Below are 14,965 nucleotides of genomic sequence, written 5' to 3'. Positions count from 1 at the left end.
GCGAGGCACGCACCATGAGGGAGGTCGCCCTCTCCGGGCGGGGGTTTTCCCTACCAGGGCTCCGGTGTCCGGCCACTGGCGATCACCGGGCGGGGGCAGGGGCGGTAGGGCGGTCGGGCGGTCGGCCGGGGCAGTCGGGTGGTCGGGCGGTCGGCCGGGGCGGTCGGGCGGTCGGCCGGGGGTTTTCCTGCCGGGCCGCTCAGAGCGCGCCGCGCTCGCGCCACGGCACCTCGACCGTGACCGTGGTCGGTCCGCCCACCGGCGAGTCCAGCACGAACAGCCCGTCGACCGCGCCCAGCCGCTCGGCGAGCCCGGCCATCCCCGTACCGCCGTCCAGCCGTGCCCCGCCCCGGCCGTCGTCGTCGACCTGGATCAGCAGCCGGTCCGCGGACCGCCACACCTCCACCGAGGCGCTCTTCGCCCCCGCATGCTTGCTGATGTTCTGGAGCAGCTCGGAGACGGTGAAGTAGGCGATGCCCTCGATGGCCGCCGCCGGCCGCTCGGAGAGATCGACCGACACCCGCACCGGAGCCGTGCAGCGGGCGGCGATCGAGGAGAGCGCGGCGCTCAGTCCCCGGTCGGTGAGGACGGCGGGGTGGATGCCCCGGGCCAGGTCGCGCAGCTCCTGGAGGGCGAGCTTGACCTCGCCGTGGGCCTCGTCGACCATCGCGGCGGCGGTCTCCGGGTCCTCCAGGAGCTTCTCCTTCGCCAGCCCCAGGCCCATGGCGAGGGCGACGAGGCGGGCCTGCGCCCCGTCGTGGAGGTCGCGTTCGATGCGGCGGAGGTCGGCGGCGGCGGTGTCCACCACCACGCCCCGGTCCGACTCCAGCTCCGCCACCCGGCGCTCCAGCTCGTCCGAGGGCGACAGCAGCCCGCGCACCATCGCCCGGTCGGCGTTGGCCAGCCCGCGCGCGACGAAGGGGAGCACGGGCCAGAGCAGGAACAGGCTCACCATCATCACGGCGAAGGTCAGCACCCCCCACGGCAGCCGGATGAAGCAGTACAGCGCGGTTCGCCACGCCACCGGGTCCTTCAGCCCGCGCACCACCCGGGCGACGAACCCGGTCCGCCGCCCCGGCCCGTGCAGCGGACTCGGCTCCTCCACCCGCACCCCCAGCAGCAGCCGCGCCCGGGCCCGCTCCGACCTGCCGATCAGCCGTGCCCCGGCCAGCCCGAGCGCGAGCAGGGGCAGCCCGATCACGGTCACCGACAGCCCCACACCCAGACCGATTGTGAACGCCACGTAAATAAAACCGATCAACGCAACCGGCAGATTGGCCAGAAGATGAGCTGTCTCCTTCCAGGTGTGGCCGGTAAGGGCGATCCTCACGGGCGGCGGACGGTCGTCGCCGCCGGGCGCTTCGGAGGCGGTGCCGTACGAGGTGTCGGTCGCGGTCATGAAGCCAGCCTGCCTGGCCGCCCACGGCGCGCGCCATGGGGTACCTGGGTGGGATGAAGTGGGGATAACCCCACCTGAAGCGGGATGCGACTGCGGAGGGTCCCCTTAGCAGGGCCTAGACTCCCGTGCGTACAGAACACGGATCACCGAGCAGATCGCCGGCAGCCACTGCGCGGGAGATCCGCGAGGTCGAGGTCAGGGAGCGAGGGGCGGACGTGCCGGAACCCACCGTGGCCGTGCTCGCGGCGGATTATTTCGCCAGTTATTCGGTCGTGGGGCTGCTGGCCCTGATCGGCGTGATGTTCGTGGCCGTGGCCTTCGGAGCCGGGCGGTTGCTGCGGCCCGTGGCCCCCACCCCGGAGAAGCTGCTCACCTACGAGTGCGGAGTGGACCCCGTCGGCGAGGGCTGGGCGCACACCCAGGTCCGCTACTACGTCTACGCGTTTCTGTATGTGATCTTCGCCGTCGACTCGATCTTCCTCTTCCCGTGGGCGACGGTCTTCGCCGCCCCCGGATACGGCGGGACGACCCTGGTGGAGATGTTCATCTTCCTCGGCTTCCTGGCCGTGGGACTGCTCTACGCATGGAAGAAGGGCGTCCTCGCATGGACGTGACCCCGACCCAGGCCCAGACCCCGGCCCCGGATCCCACTCCGGGCCCGGCCGCGGGAACCTCCCCGGCACGGACGGCCGCCGCGCCGGTCCCGCTGCCGGAGCCGCAGCGGCTGGGCATCCTCTCCCGGCTCGCCCCCGAGCCGATGAAGGTGGTCCTGAACTGGGGCCGCCGCTACAGCCTCTGGGTCTTCAACTTCGGTCTCGCCTGCTGCGCCATCGAATTCATCGCGGCCTCGATGGCCCGCCACGACTTCATCCGGCTCGGGGTGATCCCCTTCGCCCCCGGCCCGCGCCAGGCCGACCTGATGATCGTCTCCGGCACGGTCACCGACAAGATGGCCCCGGCCGTCAAGCGGCTCTACGAGCAGATGCCCGAGCCCAAGTACGTCATCTCCTTCGGAGCCTGCTCCAACTGCGGCGGCCCCTACTGGGACTCCTACTCGGTGACCAAGGGCGTCGACCAGATCATCCCGGTCGACGTCTATGTACCCGGCTGCCCGCCGCGCCCCGAGGCGCTCCTCCAGGGAATTCTGAAACTCCAGGAGAAGATCGCCCGCGAGTCGCTCAGCGAGCGGTACGGAACGGGCCGCGCGTCCGTCTCCGAGCTGCGCAGCGGTCTGGTCGCCCCGCCCGCCGCCCCGGCCGCCGGGGGAGAGAAGTGAGCGCGTACGACGGCCTGCCGGACTCCGTCACCGAGGTCTTCGGCCCGGACGCCACCGCCGAGCTGGCCTACGACCTCCTCACGGTCGATGTGCCTGCCGACGGCTGGATCGCCGCCCTGGAGACCGCCCGCACCACCCTGGGATGCACCTACTTCGACTGGCTGAGCGCGGTCGACGAGCCCGGCACCGGCTTCCGGATCTGCGCGCACGTCGCCGCCCTGGAGACCGGACGGGTCCGCAGACTGCTGCTCCGGACGACCGTCCCGCACGACGCCCCCGCCCTCCCCACCGCCAGGGAGGTCTACGCGGGCGCGGACTGGCACGAGCGGGAGACGCACGAGATGTTCGGCGTCGACTTCACCGGCCATCCCCATCTGGTTCCGCTGCTCCTCCCCGAGAACTTCGAGGGCCACCCGCTGCGCAAGGACTTCGTCCTGGCCGCGCGGGTCGCCAAGGCGTGGCCCGGGGCCAAGGAACCGGGCGAGGCCGAGCACGGCGGGCCCAAGCGCCGCCAGATGCTGCCGCCCGGCGTCCCCGACCCCAACGAGTGGGGCCCCCTCAAGGGCCAGCTCCCGCCCGCCCCGGCCCGCCCCGCCCGAGCCGCGCGCACCCCGCGAGCGGCCGGTGCAGGCGCTGCCGGTGCCGGTGCCGCAGGCGCCGAGCGCCCGGTCCGCCGCGCCCGCCCGGCGGCCGACGGCACCCCGGACGCCCCCGGCACAGCCCCGGCCCCGGCGGCCCGCCGCGCGCGCACCGCCGCCGAGGGCTCCGCGAGCCAGACAACACCCGCACCCGCCACGCCCCCGGCCGCCGAGGCCACCCCGGAGACCCCGGCCCCGGCCCCCGCCGCCACCCCGCCGCGCCGCACCCGCAGCGCGAGCGACGGCTCCGCGAGCCAGACCCCGCCGGACGCGGCCCAGGCCCCGGCCCCGGCCGCCGAGACCACCCCGGCCCCGGACGCGCCCTGGCACCACGCGCGCCCGGCGTTCGACGACACGAAGCCGGCACCGGAGCGCCCCCCGGCGGACAGCCCCGCCCCGGCCGCCCCCGCCCCGGAGGCGACCCCGGCCCCCGAACCGACCCCACGGCCCCAGCCCGAGCCCGAGTCCGGTGACGGACCCGAGGGCGGCGAGCCCACCGAACGCACCGGAGGCGACCCCGCGTGAACGACGCCCTAGACGTCGCCTTCCGGCTCCTCCTCGTCTTCGCCGCATTCATCGCCCTCCCGCTCGTCATCGGACAGGCGGAGCACAAGGTGATGGCCCATATGCAGGGACGCCTCGGCCCGATGTACGCGGGCGGCTTCCACGGCTGGGCCCAGCTGGTCGCGGACGGAGTGAAGTTCGCCCAGAAGGAAGACGTGGTCCCGGCCAACGCCGACCGCCGGATCTTCCAGCTCGCCCCCGCCGTCGCCCTGCTCCCGTACCTCCTCGTCCTGGTCGCCATCCCGATCGGCCCCGGCGAGGGCGCGGTCGGCCAGGTGGTCGACGCGGGCATCTTCTTCGTGATGGCGGTCATGGGCGTCGGCGTCCTCGGCTCGCTGATGGCGGGCTGGGCGTCCGCCAACAAGTTCTCCCTCCTCGGCGGATTGCGGACCGCCGCCCAGCTGCTGGCGTACGAACTGCCGATGCTGCTGGCCGCCGCCTCCGTCGCCATGGCGGCCGGCACGGTCTCGCTGACCGGCATCCTCGACGCCTTCGAGTGGTGGTGGCTGCCCTGGCAGATCGTGGGGGCCATCGTCTTCTTCGTCGCGGGCCTCGCCGAGCTCCAGCGTCCTCCCTTCGACATGCCGGTCGCCGACTCCGAGATCATCTTCGGCGCGTACACCGAGTACACCGGCCTCCGTTTCGCGCTCTTCCTGCTCGCCGAGTACGCGGGCATCGTGGTGCTCTGCGGTCTGACCACCGTGCTCTTCCTCGGCGGCTGGCACGGGCCGATGGGCGACGACGGCCTGGGCTGGGTCTGGACCCTGCTCAAGACGGCCGTGCTCGCCTTCATCATCATCTGGCTGCGGGTGAGCTACCCGCGGATGCGCGAGGACCAGCTCCAGAAGCTCGCCTGGACCACCCTCGTCCCCCTCGCTCTCGCCCAGATCGCCCTCACCGGCGTCGTGAAGGTGGTGATTCAGTAACCATGCCTCCCATCCCCGGCTCCGGCCTGGCCAAGGGCTTGGCCGTCACCCTCCGCACGATGACGAAGAAGACCGTCACCGCGCAGTACCCCGACGTCCAGCCCGAGCTTCCGCCCCGCTCCCGCGGCGTGATCGGACTGTTCGAGGAGAACTGCACGGTCTGCATGCTCTGCGCCCGTGAGTGTCCCGACTGGTGCATCTACATCGACTCCCACAAGGAGACGGTGCCCGCGGCCGCCCCCGGTGGCCGTGAGCGCAGCCGCAACGTCCTCGACCGGTTCGCCATCGACTTCTCGCTCTGCATGTACTGCGGTATCTGCATCGAGGTCTGCCCCTTTGACGCGCTGTTCTGGTCGCCGGAGTTTGAATACGCGGAGACGGACATCCACGAACTCACCCATGAGCGGGACAAACTCCGCGAATGGATGTGGACGGTCCCCGCACCGCCCGCGCTCGACCCGGCCGCCGAGGAGCCCAAGGAGATCGCGGCTGCCCGCAAGGCCGCCGAGAAGCTCGCCGCCGCCCAGGCCGAGCCCGCCCCCGAGGCTCCGGCACCCGAACCCCCGGCCGCAGCTCCCAAGACCCCCGAACCCCCGGCCGCCCCCGCCGCCGGCGACGGAGGCACGGCATGAACCTCGCCGCCACGACCCAGGGCTTCCTCTCGCCGACCGGCGTCGAGATCGCCTTCATCCTCGTCGGCCTCGTCACCCTCGGCGCGGCCGTCATGACCGTCACCACCCGGCAGCTGGTGCACGCCGCCCTCTGGCTGGTGGTCGCGCTCGGCGGCCTCGCCGTCGAGTACCTGCTGCTCACGGCCGAGTTCATCGCCTGGGTCCAGGTACTGATCTATCTCGGCTCCGTGGTCGTCCTCCTTCTCTTCGGGCTGATGCTCACCAAGGCCCCCATCGGCCGCTCCCCGGACGCCGACTCCGGCAACCGCCCGGTCGCCCTCGCGGTGGCCGGCACGGCCGCCGCCGCCCTGGTCTGGGTCGTGGTGGACGCCTTCCGCACCAGCTGGATCGATCTCGACGGACCCGCCCAGGGCTCCACCGACACTGTCGGCGCGATCCTCTTCCGGCACTGGGTGCTGCCCTTCGAGGCCCTCTCCGTGCTGCTGCTCGCCGCCCTCGTCGGTGCGATCGTGCTCTCCCGCAAGCATGCCAAGGGCTCCGAAACGGGCTCCGCCACGGATTCCGATTCCGAGGGAGAGCGCTGATGCACCTCGCCTACCCCGCCGTGCTGAGCGTCCTCCTCTTCTGCACCGGCCTCTACGGAGTGCTCGCCCGGCGCAACGCGATCCTGGTCCTGATGTCCGTCGAGCTGATGCTCAACGCCGTCAACCTCAACCTCGTCGCCTTCGACGTCTGGCTGCGCGACGCCCTCCACTCCGGCCAGGCGCTCACCCTCTTCACCATCGCCATCGCCGCCGCCGAGATCGGCATCGGCCTGTCGATCGTCCTGATGGTCTACCGCAACCGCGGCAGCTCGGACGTCGACCGGCTCCGGGACACCGCCGAAGGCCCCGACGACGACAGCTCCGACGACCCTGACGCGGCCGCCCCGGCGCAGCGGACGCAGAAGGCTGAGGCCACCGCGTGACCACCACCACCCTCGCCGTCCTCGTCCCCCTCCTTCCGTTCCTCGGCGCGGCGGCCGGACTGCTCCTCGGCCGGAAAGCCCCCGGCTTCGTCCGTCCCCTGGCGATCCTGCCGACTCTCGCGGCGGCCGTTCTCGCGGTCGTCGTCGCCGTCCGCCAGGGCGGCGGAGAGACGATCGACGCGGCCACCCGGTTCACCCCGACCGGATCGGTCCCCATCGACCTCGCGCTCCACCTCGACGGCTTCGCCGTCCTGGTCGCCGCTCTGGTCGGCGTCGTCGCCTCCTGTGTGCAGATCTACTCCACGGCCTATCTCCGCGACGACCCGCGCTACCCCTCCTACGCCGCCCTCGTCTCCCTCTTCACCGCCGCGATGCTGCTCGTCGTCTACTCCGGCGATCTGATGGTGCTGCTGGTCGGCTGGGAGATCATGGGCATCTGCTCGTACTTCCTCGTGGGCCACTACTGGGAGACGCCCGAGGCGCGCGCCGCCTCCCTGAAGGCGTTCCTGGTCACCAAACTGGGCGACGTCCCCTTCCTGATCGGTCTCTTCGCGCTCGCCACCGACGCCGGAACCTTCCGGATCACCGGCATCCTCGACGCGGTCGAGAAGGGCGGCATCGACCACCCCACGCTGATCGCGCTGCTGCTGCTCGCCGGTGTGGCGGGCAAGTCGGCGCAGTTCCCGCTCCACACCTGGCTGCCCGACGCCATGGCGGGCCCCACCCCCGTCTCCGCGCTGATCCACGCCGCGACGATGGTCGCGGCCGGCATCTACTTCGTGGCCCGGCTCCTTCCGCTCTTCGCCTCCTCCGCCGCCGCGCTGATCGTCCTCGCCGTGATGGCGGCGGTCACCATGGTCGGCTCCGGACTCGCCGCGCTCGCCCAGGACGACATCAAGCGAGTGCTGGCCTACTCGACCATCGGCCAGCTCGGATACATGGCGGGCGCCCTCGCGGTCGCGGACCGGGGTGCCGCCGTCTTCCACCTCATCTCGCACGGCGCCTTCAAGGCACTCCTCTTCCTCGCGGCCGGTGTGGTCATCCACGCCGCCGGGACCAACTCGCTGGCCGCCATGTCCAGGATGAGCGGGCTGCCGAAGCGGATCCCCGACGCCTACTGGACGATGACCGTCGCCCTGCTCGCGCTCGTCGCCATCCCTCCCTTCGCGGGCTTCTTCTCCAAGGAAGCAGTCCTCGTCGCCGCCGAGCACAGCGCGCTCGGCGGCCTCACCGCCCCCGCGGCCGCGGGCTGGACCGTGCTCGTCGCCGGCCTGCTGGCCGCCCTGCTCACCGCCGCGTACGCGACCCGGCTGTGGCTGCTCGCCTTCCGGGGCCGGGGCGCGGAAGCCCCCGACCACGGCCGCGAACCCCGCGCCATGACCTCCGTGCTCTGGCTGCTCGCGGTGCCCTCGCTCGGCCTCGGGGCCGCCTTCGGCTACTTCGACGAGTGGTTCGACGGCCGGGGCCTCGCCCCCACCCTGCTCACCGCCGTCCTCGGCACCGGTGTGGCCCTGATCGGCGCGCTGCTGACCTACGGAGCCTGGCGCACCCTGCGCCACCGCGACGGCCTGGCCGTCCCGATGCCCGCGGCGGCCGTCGTCGCCCACCCGGACGCCGCGCCCTCCGCCGTCGAGGCCGAGGCGGTCGCCACCCACGAGGCCGCCTACGGCTCGGTCGCCGGGGCACCCGACCCGGCTGACCCCGGCCGGCTGCTGCTGGGCCCCCTCCATCGCCACGCGGTGACCGGCTTCCACCTCGACGCCGTCTACCACCTGCTCTTCGTCCGCCCCGTACAGGCCGGCGCCGAACTCGTCCGCTTCCTCGACCGCGAGGTCGTCGACACCTATGTGCGCGGCTCGGGCACCGGCGCGAACTGGCTCGGTGTCCTCGTACGACGCGCCCAGACCGGCAATGTGCAGACCTATGTGAGCGTGCTCCTCGCGGGCACCGTGGTCCTGGCGATCGCCGCCGTCGTCCTCTCCAACGTCAACGCGGGATCGTGAGCCGTGATCGATATCAGCGAGTCCGTGATGCAGTTCCTTCTCGCGTTCATCGTCGTCGGCCCCCTCCTGGGAGCCGCCGCCGCCCTGCTGCCTGCCCCGCCCGGACTGCGCGGCAAGAACCCCGACCAGGCGGTCCTGCGCCACGGCGTCACCGTCACCGGGGTGATCCTGGCGGCCGCGATCGCCCTGGTCATCGGGTTCGACCACGACCAGCCGTCGAACATGCAGGCCACGACGGACATCAGCTGGATCCCCGCCCTGGATGTGCGCATCCATCTCGGCGTCGACGGCATTTCCCTCCCCCTTCTGGTCCTGACCGCGCTGCTGACCTTCCTCTGCGCGCTGTACAGCTACTACAAGATGCCCGCGGGCCCGTCCCCCAAGGCCTTCGTCGCACTGCTGCTCTTCCTCGAATCGGGGACGCTCGCCACCTTCGCCGTCCTCGACCTGGTGCTCTTCTTCCTGGCCTTCGAGATGGTGCTCATCCCGATGTACTTCCTCATCGCCCGCTGGGGCGGAGAGGCCCGTCGGCCCGCCGCCTGGAAGTTCATCCTCTACACCCTGCTCGGCTCCGTGATCATGCTGCTCGGTCTGCTGCTGATCGGGCTACAGGCCGGCACATTCGACATGGTGGCACTCGCCACTGACAACGGCCGGGCGCTGACCGCGTCCACGCAGCTCATCGCCGTTCTGGCGATCGGCATCGGCCTCGCGGTCAAGACCCCGATGTGGCCGCTGCACAGCTGGCTGCCGGACGCCCACACCGCCGCGCCGACCGTCGGATCCGTCCTGCTGGCCGGCGTCATGCTGAAGATGGGAACGTATGGATTCGTCCGTATCGTGCTGCCCATCGCGCCCGACGGCATGCGGACCTTCGCGCCCTACCTCGCCGCCTTCGCGGTCGTCGGCATCATCTACGGATCCCTCGCCTGCCTCGCCCTCGCCAAGAAGGGCGCGAGCGGCGACCTCAAGCGCCTGATCGCGTACTCCTCCGTCGGCCACATGGGCTTCGTACTCCTCGGCATCGCCACCATGACGCCCACCGGAGTCAACGGCGCGCTCTTCGCCAACGTCGCCCACGGCCTCATCACCGGCCTGCTCTTCTTCCTGGTCGGAGCGCTCAAGGACCGCTACGGCACAGCGGACCTCGACACCCTCGCCGGAGCCACCGGCGCTGCCCTCTACGGCCGCGCGCCCCGGCTCGGAGCCCTGCTCGCCTTCGCCGCCGTCGCCTCCCTCGGCCTCCCCGGCCTCGCCGGGTTCTGGGGCGAGATGCTCGCGCTGTTCGGAGCCTTCGACCCGGCCCCGGGGCTGAACCGCCCGGCCTTCCTCACCTTCATGGCGATCGGCGGCTTCGGCACCCTGCTCACCGCCGCGTACCTCCTCATCGTCGTCCGCCGCGTCTGCATGGGCGTGCCACGGCCCAAGGACCAGGAGACCAGGGCGATCGCCGACGTCCAGACGTACGAGCTGGCCACCTGGTCGCCGCTCGTCGCCCTCACCGTCCTCGCCGGACTCTGGCCCGCGGTCCTCCTCGGCCTGACCGACCCGGCCGTGCAGAAGCTGCTCGCAGGAGGCAAGTCGTGATCACGACCATCGCAGGGGGCGCGCCCGCCGTCGTCACCGCCGCCGGCGACGTCCCCAGCGTCGTCCAGTCCGTCGACTGGCTCGCGATCGCGCCGCCCGTCATCACCGCGGTGGCCGCGCTGTTCTGCCTGGTCGCCGACTTGTTCGTGGCCGAGAAGCACAAGCGTCTGCTGGGCGCCGGCGCGATCGTCGGACTGCTCGCCGCGATCATCACCCTCGTACCGCTGCGCGACGGCGAACGCGAGACGTTCTGTCTCACCACGGACCCCGCCACCTGTAGCTACACCGCCGATCACTTCACCCTGGCGATCCAGCTGCTGGTACTGGGCGGAGCCCTGCTGACCGCGCTGCTCTCGCTCCACGGCGAGCGCGGCAAGCCCCCCGTCGGCGAGTACTGGTTCCTGCTGCTCTCCTCCGCCGCGGGCGCCGCGCTGCTGCCCGCCGCGCGCGATCTCGCCACCCTGGTCGTCGCCCTCGAAGTCGCCTCACTGCCCGCCTTCGCCCTCGTCGGAATGCGGCGCGGCGACCGGTTCTCCAGTGAGGCGGCGCTGAAGTTCTTCCTCTCCTCCGTCACCGCGACCGCCGTGACGCTGCTCGGCGTGAGCTTCGTGTACGCCACCACGGGCACCCTCCACCTCACCCGGATCGCCTCTGAGCTGGGAGAAGTCCCCGGTCAGCTGGACACCCTCGCCAAGACCGGTGTGGCGCTCACACTCATCGGCTTCGCCTTCAAGACGGCCGCCGTCCCGTTCCACTTCTGGGTCCCCGAGACCTATGTGGGCGCACCGCTGCCCATCGCCGCCTTCCTCTCCGTCGTCGGAAAGGCGGTCGGCTTCTCCGGGCTGATCCTGGTGACCGTGATCGCGTTCCCCGGGTACGCCGATGTCTGGGGCCCGGCGATCGCGGTGCTGGCCGCCCTGACCATGACCGCGGGCAATGTCGCCGCCCTGCGCCAGTCGGCCACCCGGCGATGGAGCGCGGTACGCCTGCTGGCCTGGTCGTCGGTGGCACAGGCGGGCTACATCCTGGTGCCGATCGCCGCCGCCGCGTACTCCAGCGACGACCAGATCGGCGCGACCGTCTCCTACGCGCTCATGTACGCCGTGGTGAACCTGGGCGCGTTCGCGGTGGTGGTCCTGGTGGCGCGCACGAAGCCGCTGAACCGGATCTCCGACTATCGGGGCCTCTACGCGAAGAGCCCGCTCACCGCCCTGACCATGGGCTTTTTCCTGCTCTGCCTGGCGGGTCTGCCGCCGGGCATCATCGGGCTCTTCGCCAAGGTGGTCGTCTTCTCCTCGGCCGTCGACGCGGGCCTGGGCTGGCTGGCCGTGGTCATGGGCGTCAACGTCGTGATCGCCTTGTACTACTACCTGAAATGGACCGCGATCCTCTTCAAGGCCCCCGCCGGGGCCCCCGCGGCCTCCGGGGAGACCACCGAGGCCTCCGAGGCCGCCCCGCGCCCCGCGCACGGCCGCGTCCCGGTCGCCGTCACCGCGGCCATCGCCCTGGCCGCGGTCCTGGGCGTCGTCCTGTCCGGCTACCCCCAGCTGGTCCTCCGCTTCGCGGCGGCAGACCTCTTCTGACCGGACCATCACCCGAACGGACCGGCCCCCGGCACGGAGCACAAGGGAACTGGCGTCCTTCGCCTGGCGTTGACCAGTACAGAAGGGTCCACTGGAGAGTGGAGCACCACGCAAAAGGGTTCCCCTGCCGCACCACCTGGAGGGCGTACCGTGCACCGCCGGCACAATGGGCTGAAGACCGCCGTACTCCTCGGGGGACTGTCCGCACTCATCCTCGTCATCGGCAGTTTCTTCGGCCGTACGGGGCTTCTCGTCGCGCTCGTCGTCGCGCTCGGCACCAACGCGTACGCGTACTGGAACAGCGACAAGATGGCGCTGCGCGCCATGCGCGCCCGCCCGGTCAGCGAATTCGAGGCCCCCGGCCTCTACCGCATCGTCCGCGAGCTCTCCACCTCGGTCCGCCAGCCCATGCCCCGGCTGTACATCTCGCCCACCCAGGCCCCCAACGCCTTCGCCACCGGCCGCAATCCCCGCAACGCGGCGGTCTGCTGCACGGAAGGCATCCTCTCGCTGCTCGACGAGCGCGAGCTGCGAGGCGTCCTCGGCCATGAGCTGAGCCATGTGTACAACCGGGACATCCTGATCTCCTCGGTCGCCGGAGCCCTCGCCTCGGTCGTGATGTTCCTGGTGAACTTCGCCTGGCTGATCCCCGTCGGCCGGTCCGACGACGACGGGCCGGGCTTCGCCGGAATGCTCCTGATCATGATCCTGGGGCCGGTCGCCGCCGCCATCATCCAGCTCGCCGTCAGCCGCTCGCGGGAGTACGAGGCGGACGCGTCGGGCGCGCAGCTCACCGGCGACCCGCTCGCCCTGGCGAGCGCTCTGCGCAAGCTCGACGCCGGCACGAAACAGCTGCCGCTGCCCGCCGAGCCCCGGCTGGAGACCGCGAGCCACATGATGATCGCGAACCCCTTCAGACCTGGAAAGATCCTGTCCAAGATGTTCTCCACCCACCCGCCCATGGCGGAGCGCATCGCCCGACTCGAACAGATGGCAGGTCAACGCCCATGAAGACGATCCTGAATGTCATATGGCTGGTTCTGTGCGGGTTCTGGATGTTCCTCGGCTATCTCCTCGCCGGTGTTCTGCTCTGCATCACGATCATTGGAATCCCCTTCGGTCTCGCCGCCTTCCGGATCGGTGTCTACGCCCTCTGGCCCTTCGGCTACACCGTGGTCGAGCGCCGGGACGCGGGCGCGCCCTCGTGCGTCGGCAATGTGCTGTGGCTGGTCCTGGCCGGCTGGTGGCTCGCCCTGGGACACATCGCCACCGGCATCGTCCTGTGCGTCACCATCATCGGCATCCCCCTGGGCATCGCGAACTTCAAGCTGATCCCCGTCTCCCTGATGCCGCTGGGCAAGGAGATCGTCCCCTCCGACCAGCCCTTCGCCACCCGCTGACCTCAGCTGATACCCGCTCGCCGGGAATGCGGCCCGTCGTTCTGAACCGGCGCGAAGGCCGACTGTCAGTGGCGTACGTCACCATGGAGGCATGTCCCGCTCGATGCTGGACATATGACTGACAGTGAGTGACAGCACGGCAGTCGACCCGGCGCCGGGGCCCCTTTCGGAACCAGAAGGGGCACATCCGGCGTCATCAGAACAACACCGTACGAAAGGCGGGTTCAGGACATGGGCATCATCAGCTGGATCATTCTCGGTCTGCTCGCCGGAGCCATCGCCAAGCTTCTGCTCCCGGGCCGCGACCCGGGCGGTCTGATCATCACCACCCTCATCGGCGTCGTCGGCGCGTCCCTCGGCGGCTGGATCTCGGCCCGCTTCTTCGACCGGCCGTTCACCAAGGATTTCTACGACGGGACCACCTGGGCCGCCGCGATAGGCGGCTCCCTGGTGCTGCTGATCGGCTACCGGCTGCTGTTCGGCCACTCCCGCTCGCGCTGACGCCCCACCCCGCCCGGGGCGGCGTCTCAGCCGGTCAGCCCGGTCTCCCGCAGGGTGATGTTCAGCCGCCCCCCGCTCAGCCCCGCGGCGGGGTCGGCCGTCCCCGGATACACCTTCGGCACCCCGTGGTACGCGAACCGCGAAGGCCCGCCGAAGACGAACAGATCTCCCGACGCCAGCTCCACATCGGTGTACGGACGCCCCCGGGTACGGGTGTTGCCGAAGCGGAAGACACAGCTGTCCCCGACGCTGAGCGACACCACCGGAGCGTCCGAGCGCTCCTCCTTGTCCTGGTGCATCCCCATCCGCGCCGCGCCGTCGTAGAAATTGATCAGCGCGGTGTCGGGGGTGTACCCCCGGCCCGGCTCCCCGCCGCCCTGCCCGTACGCCGCCGCCAGCGCCGTACGGCCCAGCTCCACCAGCCAGCCGGGGAAACCGGCGACCCGCGCGCCGTTCACATCGTCCGCCGTCCGGCTGTAGCGGTACGGCTGCCAGTGCCAGCCCACACACACCGTTCGCACCGACATCACCCCACCGCCCGGCAGCGCGGTGTGCCGCAGCGGCACCGGTCCGCGCGCCCAGGCACGACAGGCCGCCACCAGCTCCCGCTGCCGCTCCGGCGACAGCCACCCCGGCACATGCACCGCCCCCGGGGCGATCACCGAGGGCTCACCGGCCCGTCGGCCCCCGGGCGTTCCCGAGACCAGCGCCCTCGGAAAGAGAGCCTCGGCGCCCTCAGTCACGACTCAGCGCGCCCTCCAGCCCCAGAAGCCGCTCCTTGCGCTCCAGACCGGCCGCGTAGCCGCGCAGAGCCCCGTCCGCACCGATCACCCGATGACACGGCCGCACCACCAGCAGCGGATTCCGCCCGATCGCGGTCCCCACCGCCCGCACCCCGACCCGGGACGTCCCGACCCGCTCGGCGATCTCCCCGTACGTCGTCGTCGCCCCGTACGGAATCTCCTCCAGCGCCCGCCACACCCCGCGCTGGAACTCCGTCCCCGACTCCGTGAACTCCAGGTCGAAGCCCGTGGCCCGGCCCCCGAAGTACGCGGTCAGCTGCCGGCCGACCTCCTCGAAGGCCCCCGGATCGCGCCGCCCGTCCTCCGGGACGGCCGCCGCGCCCTTCTGCCCGGGCAGCGACAGCGAGGCGAGCGCCGTACCCCCCGGAGCCGTCTCGGAGACCACTCCGACCAGCAGAATCTCGCCCAGCGGGCTGTCGATCGTCGTATGGACCGTCATGCCGGTCATGACCGTTCGTTCCCTTCCTCACATCTGGCGGCGCGTCTCCCGAGTCAGCGCCACCCTTTTCGAGTGTGCCCCTCCCGCACCACGGTGTCCGGCAGGTTTCGGACATCACCCCCACCGCCGCCCGATACGGAGAACACACGGAGAACACGGGGACACGGAAAGGTGGTCGGCGAGGGGGACCCACCCCACCCCCCCCCCCCCGTGCGCGGCCCCCGCGCGCGCCGGGGCGCCCCGCTCC

General features: G+C 71.5%; 16 protein-coding genes. 13 read left to right on the top strand and 3 right to left on the bottom strand.

Translation table 11 applies throughout. From position 1 onward, the window contains the following. Nucleotides 1-199 precede the first annotated feature (199 nt). On the bottom strand, nt 200-1,399 hold the full coding sequence (locus tag IE247_RS05615; RefSeq protein ID WP_190121747.1) for a sensor histidine kinase: 1,200 nt from the start codon (nt 1,397-1,399) through the stop codon (nt 200-202). Nucleotides 1,400-1,614: 215 nt separating this feature from the next. Between IE247_RS05615 and IE247_RS05610 the strand changes: the two genes are divergently transcribed. From IE247_RS05610 to IE247_RS05550, 13 genes are all read left to right on the top strand, one after another. After that, entirely contained in the window at nt 1,615-2,013 is a 399-nt protein-coding gene (locus IE247_RS05610) for an NADH-quinone oxidoreductase subunit A (RefSeq protein WP_190121746.1), read from the top strand. Beyond that, nucleotides 2,004-2,675, top strand: coding sequence for an NADH-quinone oxidoreductase subunit NuoB (gene nuoB, locus IE247_RS05605; protein ID WP_190121745.1), 672 nt, complete (start codon nt 2,004-2,006; stop codon nt 2,673-2,675). Before IE247_RS05610 ends, nuoB begins: the two co-directional genes overlap by 10 nt. Further along, complete coding sequence (locus IE247_RS05600; RefSeq protein ID WP_190121744.1) at nt 2,672-3,838, top strand: NADH-quinone oxidoreductase subunit C; 1,167 nt, start codon at nt 2,672-2,674, stop codon at nt 3,836-3,838. The genes nuoB and IE247_RS05600 overlap by 4 nt, the downstream gene beginning before the upstream one ends. Then, a complete protein-coding gene (locus IE247_RS05595) occupies nt 3,835-4,803 on the top strand; it encodes a complex I subunit 1/NuoH family protein (RefSeq protein WP_190121743.1) in 969 nt (322 codons plus the stop codon). The genes IE247_RS05600 and IE247_RS05595 overlap by 4 nt, the downstream gene beginning before the upstream one ends. Before the next feature lie 2 nt (nt 4,804-4,805). Beyond that, a complete protein-coding gene (locus tag IE247_RS05590; protein WP_190121742.1) occupies nt 4,806-5,435 on the top strand; it encodes a NuoI/complex I 23 kDa subunit family protein in 630 nt (209 codons plus the stop codon). Continuing rightward, the gene (locus IE247_RS05585) at nt 5,432-6,019 is read left to right on the top strand and encodes an NADH-quinone oxidoreductase subunit J family protein (protein WP_190121741.1); all 588 of its coding nucleotides are present in this window, start codon (nt 5,432-5,434) and stop codon (nt 6,017-6,019) included. Before IE247_RS05590 ends, IE247_RS05585 begins: the two co-directional genes overlap by 4 nt. After that, nucleotides 6,019-6,402: an NADH-quinone oxidoreductase subunit NuoK gene (gene nuoK, locus IE247_RS05580; protein WP_190121740.1), complete on the top strand. Its 384-nt coding sequence runs from the start codon at nt 6,019-6,021 to the stop codon at nt 6,400-6,402. The genes IE247_RS05585 and nuoK overlap by 1 nt, the downstream gene beginning before the upstream one ends. Next, nucleotides 6,399-8,405, top strand: coding sequence for an NADH-quinone oxidoreductase subunit 5 family protein (locus tag IE247_RS05575; protein WP_190121739.1), 2,007 nt, complete (start codon nt 6,399-6,401; stop codon nt 8,403-8,405). Before nuoK ends, IE247_RS05575 begins: the two co-directional genes overlap by 4 nt. Before the next feature lie 3 nt (nt 8,406-8,408). Beyond that, complete coding sequence (locus tag IE247_RS05570; protein ID WP_190121738.1) at nt 8,409-9,992, top strand: complex I subunit 4 family protein; 1,584 nt, start codon at nt 8,409-8,411, stop codon at nt 9,990-9,992. Then, nucleotides 9,989-11,575 (top strand): NADH-quinone oxidoreductase subunit N, encoded by a 1,587-nt coding sequence (locus IE247_RS05565; protein WP_190121737.1) that lies wholly within the window; start codon nt 9,989-9,991, stop codon nt 11,573-11,575. Before IE247_RS05570 ends, IE247_RS05565 begins: the two co-directional genes overlap by 4 nt. Nucleotides 11,576-11,725: 150 nt before the next feature. Continuing rightward, nucleotides 11,726-12,586, top strand: coding sequence for a zinc metalloprotease HtpX (gene htpX, locus IE247_RS05560; RefSeq protein ID WP_190121736.1), 861 nt, complete (start codon nt 11,726-11,728; stop codon nt 12,584-12,586). Beyond that, nucleotides 12,583-12,975, top strand: coding sequence for a YccF domain-containing protein (locus IE247_RS05555; protein ID WP_190121735.1), 393 nt, complete (start codon nt 12,583-12,585; stop codon nt 12,973-12,975). Before htpX ends, IE247_RS05555 begins: the two co-directional genes overlap by 4 nt. A gap of 231 nt (nt 12,976-13,206) precedes the next feature. Continuing rightward, nucleotides 13,207-13,476 carry a GlsB/YeaQ/YmgE family stress response membrane protein gene (locus IE247_RS05550; protein WP_190121734.1) on the top strand — a complete coding sequence of 90 codons (270 nt, stop codon included), beginning with the start codon at nt 13,207-13,209 and terminating at the stop codon, nt 13,474-13,476. A gap of 26 nt (nt 13,477-13,502) precedes the next feature. Here the strand turns inward: IE247_RS05550 and IE247_RS05545 are convergent, their stop codons facing one another. Both IE247_RS05545 and IE247_RS05540 read right to left on the bottom strand, forming a co-directional pair. Then, nucleotides 13,503-14,183 carry an alpha-ketoglutarate-dependent dioxygenase AlkB family protein gene (locus tag IE247_RS05545; RefSeq protein WP_190122095.1) on the bottom strand — a complete coding sequence of 227 codons (681 nt, stop codon included), beginning with the start codon at nt 14,181-14,183 and terminating at the stop codon, nt 13,503-13,505. Nucleotides 14,184-14,211: 28 nt separating this feature from the next. Further along, nucleotides 14,212-14,718, bottom strand: coding sequence for a methylated-DNA--[protein]-cysteine S-methyltransferase (locus IE247_RS05540; protein ID WP_190122094.1), 507 nt, complete (start codon nt 14,716-14,718; stop codon nt 14,212-14,214). Nucleotides 14,719-14,965 lie beyond the last annotated feature (247 nt).

The sequence above is a fragment of the Streptomyces inusitatus genome (genome assembly GCF_014651115.1).
Taxonomy (GTDB): domain Bacteria; phylum Actinomycetota; class Actinomycetes; order Streptomycetales; family Streptomycetaceae; genus Streptomyces; species Streptomyces amakusaensis.
The sequence above is the reverse complement of the archived record's forward strand: the minus strand, read 5'-3'. Positions and strand labels throughout refer to the sequence as shown.

What these genes read in the sequence shown, in the direction of transcription:
- nuoK (WP_190121740.1), top strand. Translation starts at nt 6,019, where the DNA reads ATGCACCTCGCCTACCCCGCCGTGCTGAGCGTCCTCCTCTTCTGCACC.
- IE247_RS05540 (WP_190122094.1), bottom strand. Translation starts at nt 14,718, where the DNA reads ATGACGGTCCATACGACGATCGACAGCCCGCTGGGCGAGATTCTGCTG.
- IE247_RS05615 (WP_190121747.1), bottom strand. Translation starts at nt 1,399, where the DNA reads ATGACCGCGACCGACACCTCGTACGGCACCGCCTCCGAAGCGCCCGGC.
- IE247_RS05585 (WP_190121741.1), top strand. Translation starts at nt 5,432, where the DNA reads ATGAACCTCGCCGCCACGACCCAGGGCTTCCTCTCGCCGACCGGCGTC.
- IE247_RS05550 (WP_190121734.1), top strand. Translation starts at nt 13,207, where the DNA reads ATGGGCATCATCAGCTGGATCATTCTCGGTCTGCTCGCCGGAGCCATC.
- nuoB (WP_190121745.1), top strand. Translation starts at nt 2,004, where the DNA reads ATGGACGTGACCCCGACCCAGGCCCAGACCCCGGCCCCGGATCCCACT.
- IE247_RS05555 (WP_190121735.1), top strand. Translation starts at nt 12,583, where the DNA reads ATGAAGACGATCCTGAATGTCATATGGCTGGTTCTGTGCGGGTTCTGG.
- IE247_RS05590 (WP_190121742.1), top strand. Translation starts at nt 4,806, where the DNA reads ATGCCTCCCATCCCCGGCTCCGGCCTGGCCAAGGGCTTGGCCGTCACC.